This is a genomic window from Sinorhizobium sp. RAC02, assembly GCF_001713395.1.
Classification (GTDB): domain Bacteria; phylum Pseudomonadota; class Alphaproteobacteria; order Rhizobiales; family Rhizobiaceae; genus Shinella.
Genome location: NZ_CP016450.1, coordinates 2,447,768 through 2,466,781, shown reverse-complemented (window position 1 = coordinate 2,466,781; position 19,014 = coordinate 2,447,768). Strand labels below are relative to the sequence as shown.

Below are 19,014 nucleotides of genomic sequence, written 5' to 3'. Positions count from 1 at the left end.
GTAATCGGACGGCGTGCCGCAGCCCCCTCATCCGCCTGCCGGCACCTTCTCCCCGCTGGGGAGAAGGGAAACGAGACGCCGCGGTTGATCCCCTTCTCCCCAGCGGGGAGAAGGTGGCCCGAATGGGTCGGATGAGGGGGCAGGCGGCAGTCGATGTAGGCAAAAGGCGGAGCCCGCCGCTCAAAGATCGCCGGGCACGCCGTAGCTCGGTGCCGCTGTCGGATTGAGCGCGCGGGTGACATAGGCGTCCATTTCCGTGCGCCAGCGCTCCCAGAGTGCGGCACATTCCTCGATCGGGTCGCCGTCCGTCCAGTCGATGCGCAGGTCCGCGACGTTCCATGAAACCTTGTCGACCATGACGAGGCCCATCGAGTGCACCGGCCCCTCTTCGCCGCCCGCCGCGAGCGCTGCCCGCATTGCGCCGATCAGCCGGTCGCCGAGGTGTTTTCCCTGTGATGCCTCGAAGGCTTCGACCATCTTTTGCGGAATGTCCGTCGTCGTCAGCATGTTGCCCGCCGCAACGACATTGTCGCCGCGCGCCGTGGCGTGGGTGCCGAGCGTTTTTGCGCCCGAATAGGCGGCTGCCCGTCCCGCGGCATCGACGAGCGCGAGCTGGCGGTATTCAATATGGGGCGCTTCCGCGATCAGCCGTTCGAGCGCTGCTTCCGCCGAAAGACCGGTCGCCATCAGGTCGAGACCCTTGGGGCCGAGCCGGGGATCGGTGATGTTCTGCGTTGAGACCGCGCCGACGCCGGCGCGTACATGGGCGCAGCGCGCCGCAACACTCGGCGAGGAGGAGGAGACGGCGATACCGAACATGCCGGTCTCGGCGCAGCGGCCGGAGACGGAAAAGGTCATGGCAACATCCTCACGCTTCGTCGGGAATGACGGCGGTCGCTTCGATCTCGACCAGCCATTCCGGCCGGGCAAGTGCGGAAACGACGAGGCCCGTCGAGACGGGGAACACGCCCTGCAGATATTTACCCATCTCCATATAGACCGCCTCGCGGTAGCGGATGTCGATCAGGTAGACGACGACGCGGCAGATATGGCTGAGGTCGGAGCCCGCCTCTTCCAGCAGCATCTTGATGTTTTCCATGGCCTTGCGGGCTTGCGCGCCGGCATCGCCGATATACAGGCTTTCGCGCGTGTCGAGGTCCTGCGAGATCTGCCCGCGCACGAAAACCGTCGCCCCCCGCGCCACCACCGCCTGGCAGAGGTCGTTGTTGAGCTTCTGCTCCGGATAGGTTTCCTTGGTGTTGAACGGACGGATGCGGTTGTGCACGGGCATGGATGTCTCCTTGATGGCTGAACTGTCGATACGCCGCGGGCGCTTGATACCCGCGGCGCGAAAGCGGGTTATTGCAGGAGCTGTGTCCAGACGCGGGTCACCAGATCCTGTGCGGCGGCCGAGCAGGTGCGCGAGAAGGTGATCGGCACTTCCGGATAGAGTTCCGGTGCTGTTTCCTTGGTGTTGACGACCTTCTCCTGGATGACCTTCATCGGCGAGGAGTGGGAATAGAAGTTCATCTGTTCCGTGGCGTTCTCCAGCGTCGACATGAAGTCGACGAACTTCACCGCATTGTCGCGGTTCGGCGCACCCTTCGGAACGACGTAGCTATCCATCCAGCCGACGAGGCCTTCCTTGGTCATGGCGAGGCTGACGGGTGAGCCGGCCTTGCGGGCCCTGAGCGAATCGCCATCCCACCAGAAATGCGCCGAGACTTCGCCGGAGGCGAGGCGGCTTGCGATATTGTCGGAGGAATAGGCGGCAACCGACGGCTTCTGCGCCATCAGAAGATCCAGCACCTTCTTCATCTCCGCCTGGTCTTCCGAGCAGAAGGGCACGCCGAGATAGAGCTGGGCGGCACCGATCACCTCGTCGGGATAGGACAAAAGGGCGATCTTGCCCTTCAGTTCACCGTCCGGCTCGAAGAAGTACTTGAAGCTATCGGTCGGGCCCTTGTACTGCTCGGTGTTCACCACAAAGCCTGCGGTGCCATAGGCGAGCGGGATCGAATAGTCCTGCGTCTCGTCCCACCACTGATTGCGCCATTTCTCCTCGATGTTCTCGAAGGCCTTCAACTTGCTGGCCCCGAAATTCTCGATGATGCCCTGATCGATCATCACGCGCAGAAAGTGCTGCGAAGGCGTGGCGATGTCATAGCCGGATGAGCCGGCCTGCAGCTTGGTCAGCAGGTCCTCGTTCGAGGTGAAGCTGTCGACGTTGACCTTGACGTCGTTCTCCTTGGAGAATTTTTCGATCAACGCCGGGGAGATGGATTCGGCCCAGGCGTAGATGTTCAATTGCCCCTCCGCCTGCGCGGCGGTGGCAAAGCAGAGTGCAAGGGCTGTGGCTGCAAAGTACGTCTTCATTTTATGTTCCTCTCTTTGATTATGGTTCAGGCATTGTCACGGACGCCGCGCGCAGCGACGAGAAGCGCTGCAGTGGCCAGGATGAGCGAGGCAAGGATCAGCAGCGTCGCGATGGCGTTCAGTTCGGGCGAGGTGCCGGCGCGGATCAGCGAGAAGATGTAGACGGGCAACGTCGTCGAGCCGCCGGTCGACAGCAGGTTCGAGGTGATGAAGTCGTCCATCGAGATCAGGAAGGCGAGCATGGCGCCGGAAAAGACGCCCGGAAAGATCAAGGGCAGCGTCACACGGCGAAACGTCGTCCAGCGGTCGGCATAGAGGTCGGCGCTCGCCTCTTCGAGATCGAGCGACATGCCTTGCAGGCGGGCGCGGATCGGCAGGAAGGCGAAGGGCGTGCAGAAGGCGGAGTGCGCGATGGTCAGCCGCAGCATGCCGTTCTGCACGTCGATCAGCGAGAACAGGATGAGGGTGGCGACGGCCAGCACGATTTCCGGCAACAGCAGCGGCAGGTTAACCACCGTCTCCGAAAGCTTGCGGAATCGCACGTTCTTGCCGCGGATGATGGCGAGTGCGGCGGAGAGCGCGATCAGCGTGGAGACGACGGTCGCAATCGCCGCCACGATCAGCGAGGTCTCCAGCGCGCTCATCAGCGCGGCATTGTGGAGCGCCGAGCCGTACCATTGCAGGGAAAAGCCCGTCCACACACCGGCAACCCGGTTGGCGTTGAACGAGTAGACCACAATCACCGCGAGCGGCGCGTAGAGATAGACGAAGAAGAGGGCCGTGAACGGTCCGAGGCCGGGATAATGCTTGACGTCGTGGCGGGTGCTCATGGCAGGGCCTCCCGGCGGGCGGCGCGCAGCGCGGTGAAGATCAGGAAGACCATGACGAGCGCCATCAAGGCCATGGCGATGGCCGCGCCGAAGGGCCAGTTACGGCCGCCGCCGAATTGCAGCTGGATCAGCGAGCCCATCATCATCTGCTTGCCGCCGCCCATCAGCGTCGGCTCCAGCACCGCGCCAAGCGCCGGCACGAAGACGAGGATGGCACCGGCGACGATACCGGGTGCCGTCAGCGGCAGGATGACCCGGCGCAGCGTCACCCAGCGGTTGCCGTAGAGATCGTGCGAGGCCTCGATCAGCGTGCCGTCGAGCTTTTCGATGGAGGCGAAGACCGGCAGCACCATCAGCGGCATGGCGGTGTAGACCATCGCCGTCAGCGTCGCGCCGTCGTTGAACATGAAACTCATGCCGGCGGGAAAACCGAGCGTTTCCAGCAGGCGGGGCAACGTGCCGTCCTTGCCGAGAATGATCATCCAGGCATAGACGCGCAGGATCATCGAGACCCAGAAGGGCAGCGTCACCAGATAGACGAGGATCGCCTTGCGGCCCGGCGGCTGGCGCGAGATGAAATAGGCGACCGGCACGGCAAAGAACAGGCAGATCAGCGTGGTCGCGCCGGCGAGCGCGAAGGTGCGGGCGATGATCAGCAGATATTGCGGGGTGAATTCCAGCTCGCCCGTCCAGCCCTCGTTGAACAGGATCTGGCGATAGCCTGCGAGGTTGAAATCCCAGGCGAAGCCGCCATGGGCGCCGCGGGTGGCGAGCGAGACGGCGGCGATGATGAAGATGGGCAGGATGAGCGCAAACCCCATCAGCAGCCACGACGGCAGCAGCCCCCAGAAGGAAAGGTCATGCCAGAAACGGGCGCGCGGGGCGCGGTCCGTTCCGGCGGGGGCGTGGAGGGCGGTGTCGCTCATGCCGCAAGCACTCGCGCGGAGCCCGCGACGAAGCCCACCGGAACGGTTGCGCCGAGCGCGATCGTATCCCCCTCGCGGGACGCATTGCGGCGGGAGGCGCGCAGCTCCGTTCCGGCAACGTCCAGCGTGTAGTGGGTATAGCCGCCCATATAGTTCTTGTTGGTGATCCGGCCCTCGAAGATGATGCCTTGCGCCTGATCGCCGAGATTGATCTTTTCCGGGCGCACAGAAAGTGTCGCGCGCCCCTTGGCGGCATGGCCGGTGGCGGGCACGGTGAGCGCCACGCCGAAGGGCGTGCGGATGGTCGCCTGTCCACCAGTGGCTTCCAGCACCTCGACGTTGAGAAAATTCGTCTCGCCGACGAAATCCGCGACGAAGCGGTTGACCGGCTCCTCGTAGATTTCCGTCGGCGTGCCGATCTGCTGCACGTCGCCACCGCCGAGCACGGCGATGCGGTCCGACATGTCGAGCGCCTCTTCCTGATCGTGCGTGACGAAGACGAAGGTGATGCCGGTATCGCGCTGGAGCGTGCGCAACTCGTCGCGCATCGCCTGCCGGAGCTTCAGGTCGAGCGCCGAGAGCGGCTCGTCGAGCAGCAGAACCTCCGGTTCCGGCGCAAGCGCGCGGGCAAGCGCGATGCGCTGGCGCTGGCCGCCCGAAAGCTGGGCGGGTTTTCGCTTGGCCATCGCGCTCATATGCACGCGCTCCAGCATCTCGCCGACGCGGTTTTTGATGCGAACCGTCTCCCAGCCTAGGTTTTCCAGCCCGTAGGCGACGTTCTGCTCCAGCGTCATGTGCGGGAACAGCGCATAACTCTGGAACACCGTGTTGACGCGCCGCTTGTGCGGCGGAATGGCGACGACCTCTTCACCGTTGAGCAGGATCGAGCCCGAGTCCGGGCTTTCGAAGCCGGCGAGCATGCGCAGCAGCGTGGTCTTGCCGCAGCCCGACGGGCCGAGCATCGTGAAGAACTCGTTGTTGCCGATGCCGAAGCTGACGGATTTCAGCGCCTGATAGGCCCCGAAGCTCTTCGAGACCGATTTCACTTCGATGGCCTTGTTCATCCGTCTCTCCTCACGCCGGCTCGAGTTGGGTGACTTCGCGGCGGAAGGGCAGGGCATCGCCGATATCCGGCGTGTCCAGTTCCCGTGCGTAGCGGTGGCCGGCATAGGTCGCCCAGGCGATCGGCGCGGGGGCTGCCGCATCGCCGATGATCTTGACCGTCTTGATGCCGGCATCGGCCCAGTCGCCCTGCCGGGCAAGGAGGTCGTTGCAGAGCGCATCCTCGGAGAGCCGCGAGGCGACCATGACGACCGCGTCGCAGGCAATGGCGCTGCGGCGGCCGGTATAGGTGCAGTTGGTCTCGACCTCGCCGGCGCGGATCGCGGTGACGCCGCGGTTGAGGCGGATGTCGACGCCGAGATCGTCGAGGCGCACATGGATGGCGCCCTGTTCCAGCGTGTTGCGCGTCCAGTCGGACACATAGGCCGACGGGGTGACGAGGATGACCTTCGCGCCGGCTTTCGCCATCACCTCGGCCATGACGCCGCCCATGTAGTAATGGTCGTCGTCATAGACCACGACGGTCTTGCCGGCGAGGGTTTCGCCATGCGCCTTCGCCATAATGTCGTCCGGCGTAAAGACGGTCATCGCCGGATCGATCGGCATGGGCACGACATGCTGGCGGGCGACGCCATCGCGGCGCCAGTGCGAGCCGGTGGCGATGGCGACATGCTCGAAACCGAAGGCCAGCACGTCCTCGGCGGTCAGCCGGCTGTCGAAATAGGTTTCCACATTGGTGCGCTGGGAAATCTGGTACTGGCGGTAATCGACAACGCGGCCCCAGGCCGAAAGGCCGGGCAGCAGGCGTTCGCGCGCCACGCGGCCGCCGAGCGTCGTGGTGGCCTCGGCGAGCGTCACGTCATAACCACGCACGGAGAGCGCGCGGGTGGCTTCCAGGCCGGCCGGGCCGGCGCCGACGACGAGAACCGTCTGGCTGTCGCCCTTCGCATTCATGCGTTCCGGGTGCCATCCCTTGCGCCACTCTTCCATGAAGGTCGGGTTTTGCGTGCAGCGGCTGATCGACATGGTCATGTCGCCGGTAATGCACATGTTGCAGCCGATGCATTCGCGGATATCCTCGATGCGGCCTTCCTCGATCTTCTTGGGGAGGAAGGGGTCGGCAATCGAGGGGCGGGCACAGCCGATGAAATCGAGCACGCCCTGGCGGATCATACGCGCCATCACGTCCGGCGAAGTGAAACGGCCGACGCCGACGACGGGCCGGGTGGAGAGTTCGCGGATACCCTTGACCAGCAGCTCCTGCGCGCCTTCCTCCTTGAAACGCGAGGGGCCGGAACAGTCTTCCCAGGCGCCGTGTGCCAGATCCCAGAGGTCCGGCAGATCGGCGTTCATCTCGACGAATTCGCGCACCTCGGCATTGGAAAAGCCGAGTTCGCCGATCGTCTCGTCGAGGCTGACGCGCATGGTGATCGCCGTCGTGTCGCCAACGGCGTCGCGGATATCGGCGACGACTTCACGGGCGAAGCGCGAGCGGTTTTCCAGGCTGCCACCGTATTCATCGGTGCGCTGGTTGGTGGCGCGCGACAGGAAGTGCTGGAAGATCCCGAACCCGTGCGCGCCGTAAAGACAGATCAGGTCGAAGCCGGCGATCTTCGAGCGTTTCGCCGCGTTGACGAACCAGCGGCGCAGATCCTTGATCTCCGCCTTGTCGAGCGCGCGGGCCTGCACCGGATCGTTGGTGAAGGTGCGGATCGGCAGCGCCGAGGGCGCAAGCGGCACCTCCTTGGTATAAAAATTCGGGCCGTTGATGCCGGAATAGGCAAGCTGGATACCGGCCAATGCGCCGTGCACCTTCATGGCGTCGGACATGCGGCGAAGGCCGGGAATGTCCTTGTCTTCCCATAGGCGCAGCTCGATGAAGGGCGTGATTTCCGAGGTGTGGTGCATCTCGGTCTGCTCGGTGAAGATGACGCCCCAGCCGCCCTCGGACTTGATGCCGCGCATGGCAGCCGCCGCGGATGGATCGCGATAGCCGCCGCCATTGCAATGCGGCACCTGGTAGAACCGGTTCTTCGCGACGTGCGGGCCGATCGCAACGGGTTCGAACAGGATATCGTATTTGGCGTCACGCATGGCAGTCCTCGGAGTTTCTGGGTCTATAGGATTGGGCAACGGGCTTCCGGTAAATGACGCGTTCCGGAAACATGGATTAGGTTCAAACTAATCAGAGTTCGCCGTGTGGTGGCGCGTGATTTCAATCTGGACGCGAAGGTGCGGCCGTCATTCGACAGTCGAGAAATTCTCTTTTATTTTCAGCTGGTTGTGAAGGGCCAAACACCGATCCCCGTTCGCGCAAGAAGTCGTATAAGGGGACCGGCGCTGTCAATGGTTGAAATCCGGGCGATGCGGTGTCGCCGGAGCGGGCAGGTGCCTAGTATTTCACCCACACGGTTTTGAGCGCGCAGTACTTGTCGAAGCTGTGAATCGAGAGGTCGCGGCCGAAACCCGACTGTTTCATGCCGCCGAACGGCGTCATGGCCGACAGCGCATCGACTGTGTTGACCGAGACCGTGCCGGCATTCAGCCGGTCGGAAACGGAGAGCGCCCGTGACAGATCCCGCGTCCAGACCGAGGCGGCGAGGCCGTATTCGCTGTCATTGGCGATCCGCAGCGCCTCCTCGTCGCTGTCGAACGGCGTGATGGCAAGGACGGGACCAAAGATCTCCTCCCGCGCGATGCGGGCACCCGGCGCAACATCGTTGAAGATCGTCGGCTGGATATAGCAATCCGACCCGTCCCGCGTCTCACGCGCGCCGCCATGCGCCAGCCGGGCTTCCGAGCGGCCGATCTCGATATAGCTCGCCACGCGGTCGGCATGCGCCTTCTCGACCAGCGGACCCATGCGGGTGGCAGGATCGAGCGGATCGCCGAGCGGCCAGGCGGCCGTTGCCGCAATCAGCTTTGCGGTGAATTCCTCCTGCACGGAGCGGTGCACCAGCAGGCGGGAGTTTGCGGAACAAACCTCGCCGGAGTTGAACAGGATGCCGAAGGCTGCCATCTCAGCCGCCTTGTCGAGATCGGCATCGGCAAAGACGAGGCTCGGCGACTTGCCGCCCGTCTCCAGCCAGACCTGCTTCATGTTGCTCTGCCCGGCATAGGTCATGAAGAGTTTGCCGACCTTGGTCGAGCCGGTGAACACCAGCGCATCGACATCCGGATGCAGGCCGAGCGCCCGGCCGGCATCCTCGCCGAAGCCGGGCACGACGTTGAGCACGCCATCCGGCAGTCCGGCCTCGGAGGCGAGTTCGGCCAGCATGAGGGCGGAGAGCGGCGATTGTTCCGCCGGCTTCAGCACGACAGAATTGCCGGTGGCGAGCGCTGGCGCGAGCTTCCACGTCGCCATGTCGAGCGGGAAATTCCACGGCACGACGGCGCCGATGACGCCGAGCGGCACGCGGCGGATGAGCGCGAGGTCGCCACGGCCGGTGGGGGCGATCTCATCGTAGAGTTTGTCGATCGCCTCGGCATGCCACTGGAAGAAATGCGCCGAGCCGGGCGCGTCGATGGTCGAACTGTCGCTGATCGGCTTGCCGACGTCGAGGGTTTCGAGAAGCGCCAGTTCCGGGATGTTTTCGCGGATGAGGGCTGCGAGGCGCAGCAGCACCTCCTTGCGCTCGGCCGGCGACTTGCCCGACCAGCGGCCGTCGTTGAAGGCGCGGCGGGCGGAGGCGACGGCGGCGTCGATGTCTTCCGCAGTGCCGCGGGCCACGTCCGTCAACACCTGCGCATTGGCAGGATTGATGGTTTCAAACCGCCCGCCCTTCGCCGCATCGCGGAACCGGCCGTCGATATAGACGCCGCTGCGAAATTTCAGGTTTTTAGCGCGGGCGCGCCAGTCGATGGTCGTGGTCATGAACTGCCTTTCCGTTCTGAATGGGCGTCGGCGGAAACCGGCAGGTCCATGACCATGTCGCCGATCTCTTCGCCGCAAAAATCGATGAAGCGCCGCACGGTGAGCGCCGGGCTGGCGCCGCCCATGGCGAGGATGCCCATGCGCATGGGGCGCAGGTTGCCGGTCAGCGGCACGAAGGAGAGCCGGCCACCATCCAGCGCATAGGTGGAGACGGGCCGGATATTGGCGATGGAATAGCCGAAGCGGTTGGCGACCATGGCGCGCATGACGGACATATCCCGCGTGCGCTCGACGATATGCGGCGTCAGGCCCGCATCGCGGAAGAGCGAGACGAAGTAGGCCGAACTGTGCGGCAGGTCGAGCAGGATCATCGGGTGCGGCGCGAGGTCCTGGATCGTCACCTCGGAGCGCCCCGCCAGCGGATGATCCTCGTGCAGCACCGCATAGGGCGGCAGGACCGCCAGCTCATGGAAGGCGATGTCGGCGGGAATATCGAGGTCGTAGGAAAGCGCGATGTCGAAGCGCGCCATGCGCAGCCCTTCGAGGATGCGAGCCTGATCGCGTTCGTACTGGAAGAAATCGACGTCCGGATACTCATCGGAAAAGGCACGGCGCAGCGCCGGGATGACGGCTTGGGCGAAGGTGACGAGACAGGCGACATGCAGCGGCCCGCGCACCTGCCCGGTCAGCTCGTTCGAAAGCGCGTTGAGCTTGGCCGCTTCGCCGAGAATCTGCCGCGCCTGATCGACAAAACTGCGCCCCGCCTGCGACAGCGAAAGCCCGTGCGCGTGGCGGCGCACGAAAAGGGTGATGCCGAATTCCTTTTCGAGCTGCGAGATCGCCGCCGAGACCGAAGGGGCGGACACATTCACCCGTTCGGCGGCCTCCGTCACGGAGCCGTATTCGCCGACCGCGACGAGATATTCCAGTTGCCGGAGCGTGAAGCGCAAGACCATGTCTGTTCCCCTGTTCAGGCCCCAATTAAGGAACAGATTTGCGCGCGCGGAAAGGGCGCCGTCCTCAAGGCTGTGGACGAGCCGGTCGTCATGGGGATCTGGGTCTCGGATCATGGCACGCTCGCTTCCTCCCGGCGGGCAACATGCAACGTCGCTCAGGATGCTGCGGCTGCGGTGTCAGTCGTCTGCGCACTGCGATGTTCGGCGATATAGCCGGCGAGGTAATCCGCATCGTGCCAGCAGCCCCAGATGAAGGACGAGGCGCGGCGCGACAGCCAGGGCAGGCCGACGAAGAACAAGCCTTGCACCTTGGAAACGCCGCGCTCATGCACCGGCCGGCCCTTTTCGTCGAGGGCATCGAGCTTCAGCCAAGCGTAGTCCACCGCATAACCCGTCGCCCAGATGATGGAGGTAATGCCGGCTTCCTTCAGGTTCAGCGCGAGGATCGGATCGGTCACGCAGGCCGGGTCCGGCTCCTTTCGGCGGGCTTCTGGCTCTTCCGGCAGGTCGAGATTGTTCGTCGCGGCATAGTCGTCGGCGCGGTCGAGCAGGGAGAGGTGGTTGGCGTCACCCCGCGCGATGTTCTCGGCAAGGTCCGGCGCGATCTGCAGGACGCCATCCTTGAAGGTCTCAGCCCGGCCGAGCAGCGTCATGCCGCGGTTGCCGAGACGGCGGAAATCGACGGTATTGCCGCCATAGGCGCCGCTGACGGCAATGGTGACATGTTCGGTGTTCGGCGCCGGGACCTTGAGATCCCAGATGCCGAGCACGCCGAGCCACCAGCAGAAATCCTTGCCGCGATAGCGCCGCGGCGGCCGGTCGTGCGGGCCGATGGAGAGATAGACGCGTTTTCCGGCGCGCAGCAGCTCGTCGGCGATCTGCGTGCCGGAGGATCCGGCGCCAACGACCAGCACGGCACCCTCGGGCAGCTGGCCTGGATTGCGGTAGGTATTGGAGTGGATCTGCGTGAGGCCTTCCTCATCAGGCACAACGGTCGGCATGATCGGGCGCTGGAAGGCGCCGGTGGCGGAGACCACGTTCTTCGCCTCGATCAAACCTTCTGAGGTTTCGACATGGAAGGTATCGCCGTCCTTACGCACACTTCTCACCTCGATGCCGGTGCGGATCGGCGCGTCGATCTTCTCGGCATAGGCCACGAAATAGTCCGCGACCTGCTCCTTCGGCGCGAAGGCGTCGTCCTCGATGTCGAAGGTCATGCCGGGAAAACGGTCGTGCCAGGCGGGACCGTTGGCGACGAGGCTGTCCCAGCGCGCGGTGCGCCAGCTTTCGGCGATACGGCTCTTTTCGAGCACCAGATGGGAAATGCCGCGCTTGCCGAGATGTTCGCTCATCGCCACACCGGCCTGGCCGGCGCCGATCACCAGCGTATCCACTTTTTCCACTGCCATGCCGGCTTCCCTCGTGTTTTCCCGACCTACAGCCTTCGCGGCCGCTCTCTGGCGGAAGATGTAGAGGAAGCCGGAAATCGCCGACATGAGCGTTTGGTTCAGCGTTGATTAGGGTGCCGCTAAGTGCCCGGACGCGGGCGGCGGTCTGGCGTCGTGGCTTGAGAGCAACGCCGTTATTTCTCCCTTAATGCGTGCACTATAAAATTGCTCCCCTAATGGGAGTGTTGCATGCTGCCGATCGACGTCGTTGTTCCCCAGCGCGGCCCCCGCGTCTGGCAGGCTCAAATCATCAGCCGGCTCGATATGGGCAATGACGATGTGGCTGTGTTGCATGCGCCGCCGGCAACGCCGTGGCCAATCGGTGTGAACAGCATTCTCGACCTGGAGCGCCGGCTGTTCCGGCGCTTCGACAGGGCGCTGGCCTCGCCGGTAGCGGAGATTCCCGCCCGTGTGCGAGCGCGTGCACCCGCGCTTCGGCTGGATCTCTCGGGCAATGCCCCACCTTCGAATATTCCGACCATCACGCTTCGGTTCGATCGCGCCAACTCCGATCTCGCTGTCGCAAGAGCGGTTGCCATGGGCGAACTGCCGGCGCTTGAAGCCGTCCTGGACGGCAGGACCATTGTGGGGCGTGCCCTTCCGATGGTCGACAGACAGGAAGCGGCGTCGCTCGGGGTCGAGGATGTGCTTGCCCGGGCGGTCACCCTCATTCTCTCGGTCGTGCGGGCCTTCGCGGAAGGCCGGCTCGAAGACATGGGAACCGTGTCGAGCGCATCCGACGACAGCGGCGAAGGATTTCTCGCAGCCTATCTTTCCCGGGCTCTGCCCCGTCTCGGCAGGGAAGCACTCCGGCGTGTCCGGTATCGCCAGACCCATTGGCGGGTGGGCTATCGTTTCATCGATGGGCCGGGCGTCGCGGAAACGGGGCGGCTCGGGACCGGATGGGCGGTACTGCCGGACGCCGGCGACCGCTTCTATGCCGATCCCTTCGCCGTCCACTGGCAAGGCCAGTTCTTTCTCTTCGTGGAGGACTACGTGCACGCCGTTGGCAAGGCGGTGATTTCCGTCGTGCCGTTTACGCACGACCGGAAGCCGCTCATGCCGCGGGTCGTTCTGGAGGAACCGCACCATCTCTCGTACCCGCAGGTTTTCGAGCGCGACGGAACTCTCTGGATGCTGCCGGAAGCAAGTGCCAGCGGCCGGCTTACCCTCTACCGGGCCGCGGAGTTTCCGGACAAATGGCTGCCGGCGGCAACGCTGCTCGAAGGGGAAATCTCCGACGCGACGCTGCTCGATCACGGCGGTTCGCTCTGGCTTTTTGCCACGCGCCGCGATGGTTATGGCAGCACGTCCGATACGATGGTGGTCTTCGAAGCGGCGACGCTGCTCGGTCCCTGGCGGGAGCATGCCGCAAACCCCATCCTGATCGATCGTCGCCGGGCGCGTCCCGGCGGCGCTTTCATCCGCGGCCGGGAGGGGCGTCTCCTGCTGTCGGTCCAGGACGGCACGCTCGGTTATGGCGGCGGGCTTGGCCTATCCGAACTGGTCGGGCTCGATGCGACCACCGTGCACCTGTCCGATCCACGTCCCGTCCTTGCCGATGGTGATTGGCCCTATCCGCAAATTCATACGCTCAACCGCTCGGGATCGCTCGAGGTGATCGACGGCATCGCCGCCGTCCCCAGGCGATCGGAAAGAAGCAGGGCTTCGTAGGCCGCGCACATCGCTGCTGGAGAATATTGTTCGCGGAGCTGGCGTCCTGCCGCCGCAAGGCTGGCTGCAAGCATCGGCGTCGCCAGGATTTCAGCGAGACCCCCGGCAATTCCCTCCGCGTCCGGTCGCACGAACAACGCAGCCGGTGCGCCATCCATTGTCGTGAGCACTTCACGCAGCACGTCGAGATCGCTTGCGACAAGCGGCAGGCCCGCAATCGCCGCCTCGACGGCGGCGAGGCCGAACGTTTCCGTCAGCGAGGAAAACACATAGGCATCGCCGGCAGCCAGGAACGCGAAGATGCGTTCCGGCGGCACCTCGCCGACGAGATGCAGTCGGCCCGAAACACCCAGTCGTTCGGCGCAGGCCAGAAGCGCCTCCCGTTCCGGCCCCGTGCCGGCGATGGCAAGGTGCATATCCGGAATTCTGGCCAGCGCGCCGACCAGTGCCACTTGGTTCTTCGAAGCCGCCAGGCGGCCGGACGTCACGGCGATCCAGCCATCGGATGGCAGGCCCAACGCCGCCCGCGCCGCAGCCTTGTCGTGATCGTCGGCGGGAGCAGCGACACCGTGATCGATGCGCCGGATGCGCCGCCGGTAGGCATGTGGGAAATCACCGAACTGCGTCGCGGTCCAGGCCGAGTTGACGACGTTGATATGGTAGAGGCCGGCCACGCCCATCCATTTATCGACCTGCGTTAGCAGGCCCCGCACGCCCCGCGCCTGTGGAGCGCCGCTCTGGTTGGCGACGATCGTCCGCACGCCGGCCAGGCGAGCGCCGAGCGTTCCAAACAGGTTGCCGTAGTGCTGGAATGACAGCACGGCGTCCGGCCGCGCCTTGCGAAGATAGCGCACCAGACCGATGACGGCGCGGACCTGCCCGGCCAGCCCTTTCGGCGGTGCATCGAGAATGAAATCGGCGAAGGGATCGCGGTCGTAGACCTCGGTCTTGCGATAGAGGAAGACGGTGCGCACGGTATGGCCGCGGGCGCGAAGACCGTCACCCACCATGTCCGAAACGCGCTGCGCTCCCCCGGCTTCGGCCTGTGTCTGCACCTGGATGATTTTCATGCGCGACCTTTCAGGATGGTTCGTACGGTCGTCGCATCCGGCCCCGTAAAGAAACCGAGGATCGAGGGGTCGATGCCGAGCCGGCGGCGGGCGATGGTCACGCCCGTGACGCACCACGCCATCAGGGTACCTGCAATGCCAAGCGCAGCGCCGATGGGGCCGATGCCGTAGGTGAGGAGCGCGGTCAGCGCGAGCCCGGCCGAATTGACGACGATCAGGGTTCGGAAAAGCGCCCGTTGCAGGCCGGTCAGTTGCAGGAGGAGTTCGGTCGGCCCGCAGGCCGTGCCGACGAGGGCGCCGATACCGAGAATGACCAGCACCGCATGAATGGTGTCCGTCGCGTAGGCCGGCTGGAAGATGGCAAGGATCGGTTTGCCGAAGACGATGAAGATCGCCAGCATGAGAAGCGCGGCGGCAAAGCCGCCGATGGCCGTCAGGCCGGTTATGCGCTGCACATGCTGGCGGTCGCCCCGGTAGAAACTGCTGGAAATCTGCGGTGCAATCGCCTGGTTGATGCCGGTGAGGGCGAGGATGGCAAGGCGCATAATGCGGTCGGCGACGAAGATCGCGCCGGCCGCTTCCGGGCCGAGGATGACCGCGACGAGCAATGTACTCGCTTGGCTGAGCGCCGGCGGCAGGGCGGTGACGCCCCAGAGCCCAAACGTCACGCTCGTGAACTCCGCCTTCTGCGCGGCGCTGAGCGGCCCGCGGGCTGCGCCAAACGTGTCGCGTAGCAGGACGATGGTCTGCGGCAGGACGCAGGCGATAAGCAGCAGGGCGGTGAGATAGGTCGCCGCGACGGCGCTCATGCCGGTGGCGAGAAGGCCAGCGGCGGCGAACGCCGCGATCCCCGTGACGCGCCAGAAGATGTCACGCGGTAGCAGACCGCTGAAGAGCGCGTTCTTGGCGCGCAAGGCACAGGAGGTGAATTCCGACCAGCCGAGTGCGAAGGCCAGAACGGCGGTGGCAAAGCATAGCGGGCGCCATTCCGGCACGTCCGGGGCGAGGGGAAGGAACGCAATCGCACCGACGAGAAGGCTGGAGAAGACGAGACCGGCCAATGCCACCAGCATGGCGCGCGCCATGAGGGCATTGGCGGCTGGCTGGTCGTCGCTGCCGGCATATTGCGGCCAGAAGCGCAGCACCACGGCATGCTGACCGATCAGCGAGAAGAAGGACACCAGGCTCGCGCCGGCATAGGCCGTGCTGTAGAGGCCGAATTGCCGCTCGTCGGTCACCATGGCTGCCGCTGCCAGCATCAGGAAGGACAGGCCGGCACTGGCGAGCTTGATGACGCCCGCCGCAACGCCGTTCCGTGCCAGCACGCCAATCGGCAGCCTGGCACCCGGCCCCGCCCGTCGACTGCTTTCGTTCCTGCGCGCCATGACGCTCGGCTCCCGATTTGACGATCACCAGATACGCCAAAAAGGGGCAACTGCGCCACGAGAAACTCGCGTAATGGTTACTTTCAGAAAGTGAAATGATGCTTATGGTGGAATTTTAACGAAGAGCTAACGCTGATTGCCGATAGTTCCAGGCACAACCGCAGGGACAGAGACGGCGGAAATGGCAGCGCAGCAGATCGAAAAAAGCAGCTTTCCGCCCCTGTTCGACGTGGGCGCCGTCTGGCGGACGCTCTGGCAGCGCCGGCTGACGGTGCTGGCGAGCGTCGGTGTCGCCGTCTTGCTGGCAATCGCCTATCTCGCGGTGACGAAACCGACCTATACAGCGACGGCATCGATCCTGATCGACCCGCGCGATGCACGTTCCACGCGTTTCGAAAGCGTCCTGCCCGGCATTGGCCCGGACAGCGCAGCCGTTGCGAGCCAGGTTTTCGTGATCGAATCGCGTGACCTGCTGATGGCGGTGTTCGAAAGCGAAGACCTTGCCGACGACCCGGAATTCACCGATGGCGGCTTGCTGTCCTTCCTCGGCTCGGACGGAGCCGGCAAGGATACGGCCTTCAAGCGGTTTGAGAAACGCGTCTCCGTGGAGCGGGCGGGGCTGACCTATGTCATCGAGGTCAGCATGAAATCCGAGTCGGCGGACAAAGCTGCGCGGATCGCCAATGCCATTGTCGACTACTACAAGGCGGGTCTTGCGGGAGACCGCGAAAACGCCAACAGCGACGTCAGCGCTCTTCTCGCCGACCGGGTGGGTTCGCTGCAGAAGAACGTCGCCGAGGCCGAGCGCGCCACGGGGGATTTCAAGGTGCGGCACGGGCTTCTCGATGCGGCGGCCGGCGGCACCCTGCAATCCCAGATCGACCAGGTGACTGTCCAGGTGATCGCGGCGCGCGCGGGTGCCGATCAGGCAAAGGACAAATACGACCAGGCACTGGCGGCAGGCGCCTCGCCGGCCGGTCTCGCCCGGCTGTCGCAGATCGTCTCCTCCGATTCGATCGACACCTTGCGCACCGACTACAACCAGCGCGCGGCCGCACTTGCCAGCGCGGAAACGGTCTACCAGTCGCGCCACCCGACGATCCGCCGGCTGCGCTCCGAGCTGGAAAAGACCGCCGGCCTGATGGGCGCCGAGGCCGGCCGGATTAAACAGGAGCTGAACGCGAAATACGACCTCTCCATGCAGACGGTCGCGGCACTGGAGGCCAAGCTCGAAACCTTGCGCGAAACGTCCCGCACTGCCGACGCCGCGCGGGTGGAGCTGCGGCGGCTTGAGGCGACGGCGCAGGCGGCCCGCACCGTGCTCGACGATGTCTTGAAGCGGGCGGAGGAAACGTCGCAGATGCGCGGGCTCCAGCTCTCCGAGGCGAAGGTGATCGGTTTCGCCGCCCCGCCGGTGCAGCCCACCTGGCCGACGCCGCTGCTGCTCCTGCCGGTCAGCGCCGCTCTGGGGCTCCTCGTTGGCGCCGGCATTGCCGTGGCGCGGGGACCGGTCGAGAGGGGCGAGCGCGATCCCGGCCCCGATCCTGACGAAGCGGCGATAACGCCCTTGGCCAGCCGCCGTGTCCCGGCGCGGTCCGAGGTGGTCCCGATCAGTCTTGGCCGGTACGAATTGCCGGGATTGGCGAGTGCCGGCGCATCGTCGCGCATCCGCGCCATGCGGCGGCGGTTTCTCCAGCGCGGCGGCGAGGCCTTTTCGCAGGAAACGCTCAAACTCGTCCGGCGCATCCTCGCGCTCTTGACCGAGCATGCCCCGCCCTATGTGCTGCTCGTCTCTCCGCTGCGAAACGCGCCCGACGCCAAACTGGCCGGCGCGATGATCGGCATCGGCCTGCAGCAGGCCGGCCAAAACGTGCTGGTGGTCGAACTGAGCAGCGCGCCGCGCCCCGACCAGCCGGATGCGGCCCCGGAGCTTGGCGCGGGCGTATTCATCAACGGCGCGAGCGGCCTGCCGACACTCGTTCGCGCATTCGACGGCGGCAAGGGACGTCGAGAGCCTTTCGTTCTCGGCGCGGGCCTTGCGGATGCCGGCGACTATGATTTCGTGCTCCTGCTTGGGCCGTCGCTTGCCGATGCGGATTGGGATGCCGCGCTGTTTCCGGATGTCGAGCGCCTGCTCTTCGTGCTCGATGCCGCGGACGACGTGGCGGAAGCGAACGGCCTGCTGCACCAGCGTCTCGGCAATGAGGGTGCGGCGCGAAGCGCGACGCTCGTGCTTGACGCCGAGCGTGCTGCGGGCGCGGCAAACGATTCCGTCGTCCGATGGCGCAGGAGCGCGCGGTGAGGCCGGCCGGCGCGGTCTCGCGGCGGAAGGCGCTCGTGCTTGCAGGTGCGGCCGTGCTGGCCACGGCCTTGCCGTCGCGACCGATTCTGGCGCAATCCCGATCTCTTCTGACCCGCGGTATCAACATACCGGGATGGCTCGACCGGGAAGGTGGATTGGCTCCGGCCGATGGCGTACCGGACACGCTCTTTCACCATGGCTTCAGGACCTTCCGGCTGCCGGTCGATTGCGGCCGTGTGCTTTCCGAAAACGGGGCCGGGTTGCGCGATATCCGGGAGGGCGTTTCGGTACTCGCCGACCGGGGCTTTTCCGTCCTCGTAGACATGCATCCCGCCGCCGATCTTCATGCGCTCTTTCTTCAAGATGCCGCAGCGGCCGGCGAGCGCGTGCTGCGCGGATGGGAACGCTTGCGCGCCGTCATTGCCGACCTGCCGGCCGACAGGGTCTATCCCGAGCTTTTGAACGAGCCGCCGATGGAAAACACGGCCTGGCTGGCCCTCCGGGATCGCCTTGCGCAAACCGTCCGCAGCACCTGCCCCGACCATACCCTTATCTGGGGACCCGCGCCGGACCAGGGCATCTGGCAGCTCGATGCCACGCCGCCGCTCTCCGATGGCAACCAGATCGCCGCGGTGCATTTTTACGCACCCATGGCCTTCACCCACCAATGCCAGAGCTGGGGCGCCTCACCGCTTGCACGCATCTCCGGGCTGCCGTTTCCGGCCACGCGGGAAACGCCGGCTGTCCACGCGCACCTTGCAGCCCTTCGTGCGTCCGGCGACGAAGAAGCCGCCGCCCTGGTCGAAGAGCAATTGGCGACACCCTGGACGGAGGCTTCTGTCCGTGCCGTGTTCGAGCAGGCCGCGCGCTGGTCGGAACGATCCGGCTGCCCGGTGATGCTCAACGAGTTCGGTGTGCTGGATTTCTGTGTCGATGCACAAAGCCGCGTGGCTTGGACACGCGCCGTGCGCAAGGCGGCCGAAGCGAACGGCATCGGCTGGGCCTATTGGGAGCTCGACCGGGGTTTCGGCCTCATGGAAAGCCGCCTGGATGCCGAAGGTTTCGATACGGCCATGCTCGATGCGCTGTTCGGCGAGGGGGACTGACATGG

15 protein-coding genes and 1 pseudogene are annotated in these 19,014 nt (G+C 65.2%); 3 read left to right on the top strand and 13 right to left on the bottom strand.

Annotated features, from left to right (window positions below; genetic code table 11):
• Positions 1-20 precede the first annotated feature (20 nt).
• From BSY16_RS33250 to BSY16_RS11860, 11 genes and pseudogenes are all read right to left on the bottom strand, one after another.
• A pseudogene (locus BSY16_RS33250) lies at positions 21-150 on the bottom strand (endonuclease domain-containing protein); the annotation flags it as partial.
• A 30-nt stretch (positions 151-180) separates the two neighbouring features.
• Positions 181-858 (bottom strand): DUF1028 domain-containing protein, encoded by a 678-nt coding sequence (locus BSY16_RS11905; protein ID WP_069059862.1) that lies wholly within the window; start codon positions 856-858, stop codon positions 181-183.
• A 10-nt stretch (positions 859-868) separates the two neighbouring features.
• Positions 869-1,291 carry a RidA family protein gene (locus tag BSY16_RS11900; RefSeq protein WP_069059861.1) on the bottom strand — a complete coding sequence of 141 codons (423 nt, stop codon included), beginning with the start codon at positions 1,289-1,291 and terminating at the stop codon, positions 869-871.
• 68 nt (positions 1,292-1,359) lie between these two features.
• A complete protein-coding gene (locus BSY16_RS11895; protein ID WP_069059860.1) occupies positions 1,360-2,376 on the bottom strand; it encodes an extracellular solute-binding protein in 1,017 nt (338 codons plus the stop codon).
• A gap of 26 nt (positions 2,377-2,402) precedes the next feature.
• Positions 2,403-3,206, bottom strand: a complete 804-nt coding sequence (locus BSY16_RS11890) for an ABC transporter permease (RefSeq protein ID WP_069059859.1) — start codon at positions 3,204-3,206, stop codon at positions 2,403-2,405.
• Entirely contained in the window at positions 3,203-4,132 is a 930-nt protein-coding gene (locus BSY16_RS11885; RefSeq protein ID WP_083242896.1) for an ABC transporter permease, read from the bottom strand. The genes BSY16_RS11890 and BSY16_RS11885 overlap by 4 nt, the downstream gene beginning before the upstream one ends.
• Positions 4,129-5,196, bottom strand: coding sequence for an ABC transporter ATP-binding protein (locus BSY16_RS11880; RefSeq protein ID WP_069059858.1), 1,068 nt, complete (start codon positions 5,194-5,196; stop codon positions 4,129-4,131). Before BSY16_RS11880 ends, BSY16_RS11885 begins: the two co-directional genes overlap by 4 nt.
• A gap of 10 nt (positions 5,197-5,206) precedes the next feature.
• Positions 5,207-7,288 carry an oxidoreductase gene (locus BSY16_RS11875; protein WP_069059857.1) on the bottom strand — a complete coding sequence of 694 codons (2,082 nt, stop codon included), beginning with the start codon at positions 7,286-7,288 and terminating at the stop codon, positions 5,207-5,209.
• A 298-nt stretch (positions 7,289-7,586) separates the two neighbouring features.
• Positions 7,587-9,068 carry an aldehyde dehydrogenase gene (locus BSY16_RS11870; protein ID WP_069059856.1) on the bottom strand — a complete coding sequence of 494 codons (1,482 nt, stop codon included), beginning with the start codon at positions 9,066-9,068 and terminating at the stop codon, positions 7,587-7,589.
• Positions 9,065-10,024, bottom strand: coding sequence for a LysR family transcriptional regulator (locus tag BSY16_RS11865; protein ID WP_069059855.1), 960 nt, complete (start codon positions 10,022-10,024; stop codon positions 9,065-9,067). Before BSY16_RS11865 ends, BSY16_RS11870 begins: the two co-directional genes overlap by 4 nt.
• A 155-nt stretch (positions 10,025-10,179) precedes the next feature.
• Complete coding sequence (locus BSY16_RS11860; protein WP_069061508.1) at positions 10,180-11,433, bottom strand: flavin-containing monooxygenase; 1,254 nt, start codon at positions 11,431-11,433, stop codon at positions 10,180-10,182.
• Positions 11,434-11,661: 228 nt separating this feature from the next.
• On the opposite strand from BSY16_RS11860, the gene BSY16_RS11855 reads away from it, so the two are divergent.
• Entirely contained in the window at positions 11,662-13,146 is a 1,485-nt protein-coding gene (locus BSY16_RS11855) for a glucosamine inositolphosphorylceramide transferase family protein (RefSeq protein WP_069059854.1), read from the top strand.
• Here the strand turns inward: BSY16_RS11855 and BSY16_RS11850 are convergent.
• Positions 13,059-14,216: a glycosyltransferase family 4 protein gene (locus BSY16_RS11850; protein WP_069059853.1), complete on the bottom strand. Its 1,158-nt coding sequence runs from the start codon at positions 14,214-14,216 to the stop codon at positions 13,059-13,061. The genes BSY16_RS11855 and BSY16_RS11850 overlap by 88 nt on opposite strands.
• The gene (locus BSY16_RS11845) at positions 14,213-15,601 is read right to left on the bottom strand and encodes a lipopolysaccharide biosynthesis protein (protein ID WP_069059852.1); all 1,389 of its coding nucleotides are present in this window, start codon (positions 15,599-15,601) and stop codon (positions 14,213-14,215) included. The genes BSY16_RS11850 and BSY16_RS11845 overlap by 4 nt, the downstream gene beginning before the upstream one ends.
• 181 nt (positions 15,602-15,782) lie before the next feature.
• Here BSY16_RS11845 and BSY16_RS11840 point away from each other — a divergent pair, with 181 nt between their 5' ends.
• Complete coding sequence (locus BSY16_RS11840; RefSeq protein WP_069059851.1) at positions 15,783-17,903, top strand: GumC family protein; 2,121 nt, start codon at positions 15,783-15,785, stop codon at positions 17,901-17,903.
• The gene (locus BSY16_RS11835; protein ID WP_286157130.1) at positions 17,900-19,009 is read left to right on the top strand and encodes a glycoside hydrolase family 5 protein; all 1,110 of its coding nucleotides are present in this window, start codon (positions 17,900-17,902) and stop codon (positions 19,007-19,009) included. Before BSY16_RS11840 ends, BSY16_RS11835 begins: the two co-directional genes overlap by 4 nt.
• The last annotated feature ends 5 nt before the right edge of the window (positions 19,010-19,014 follow it).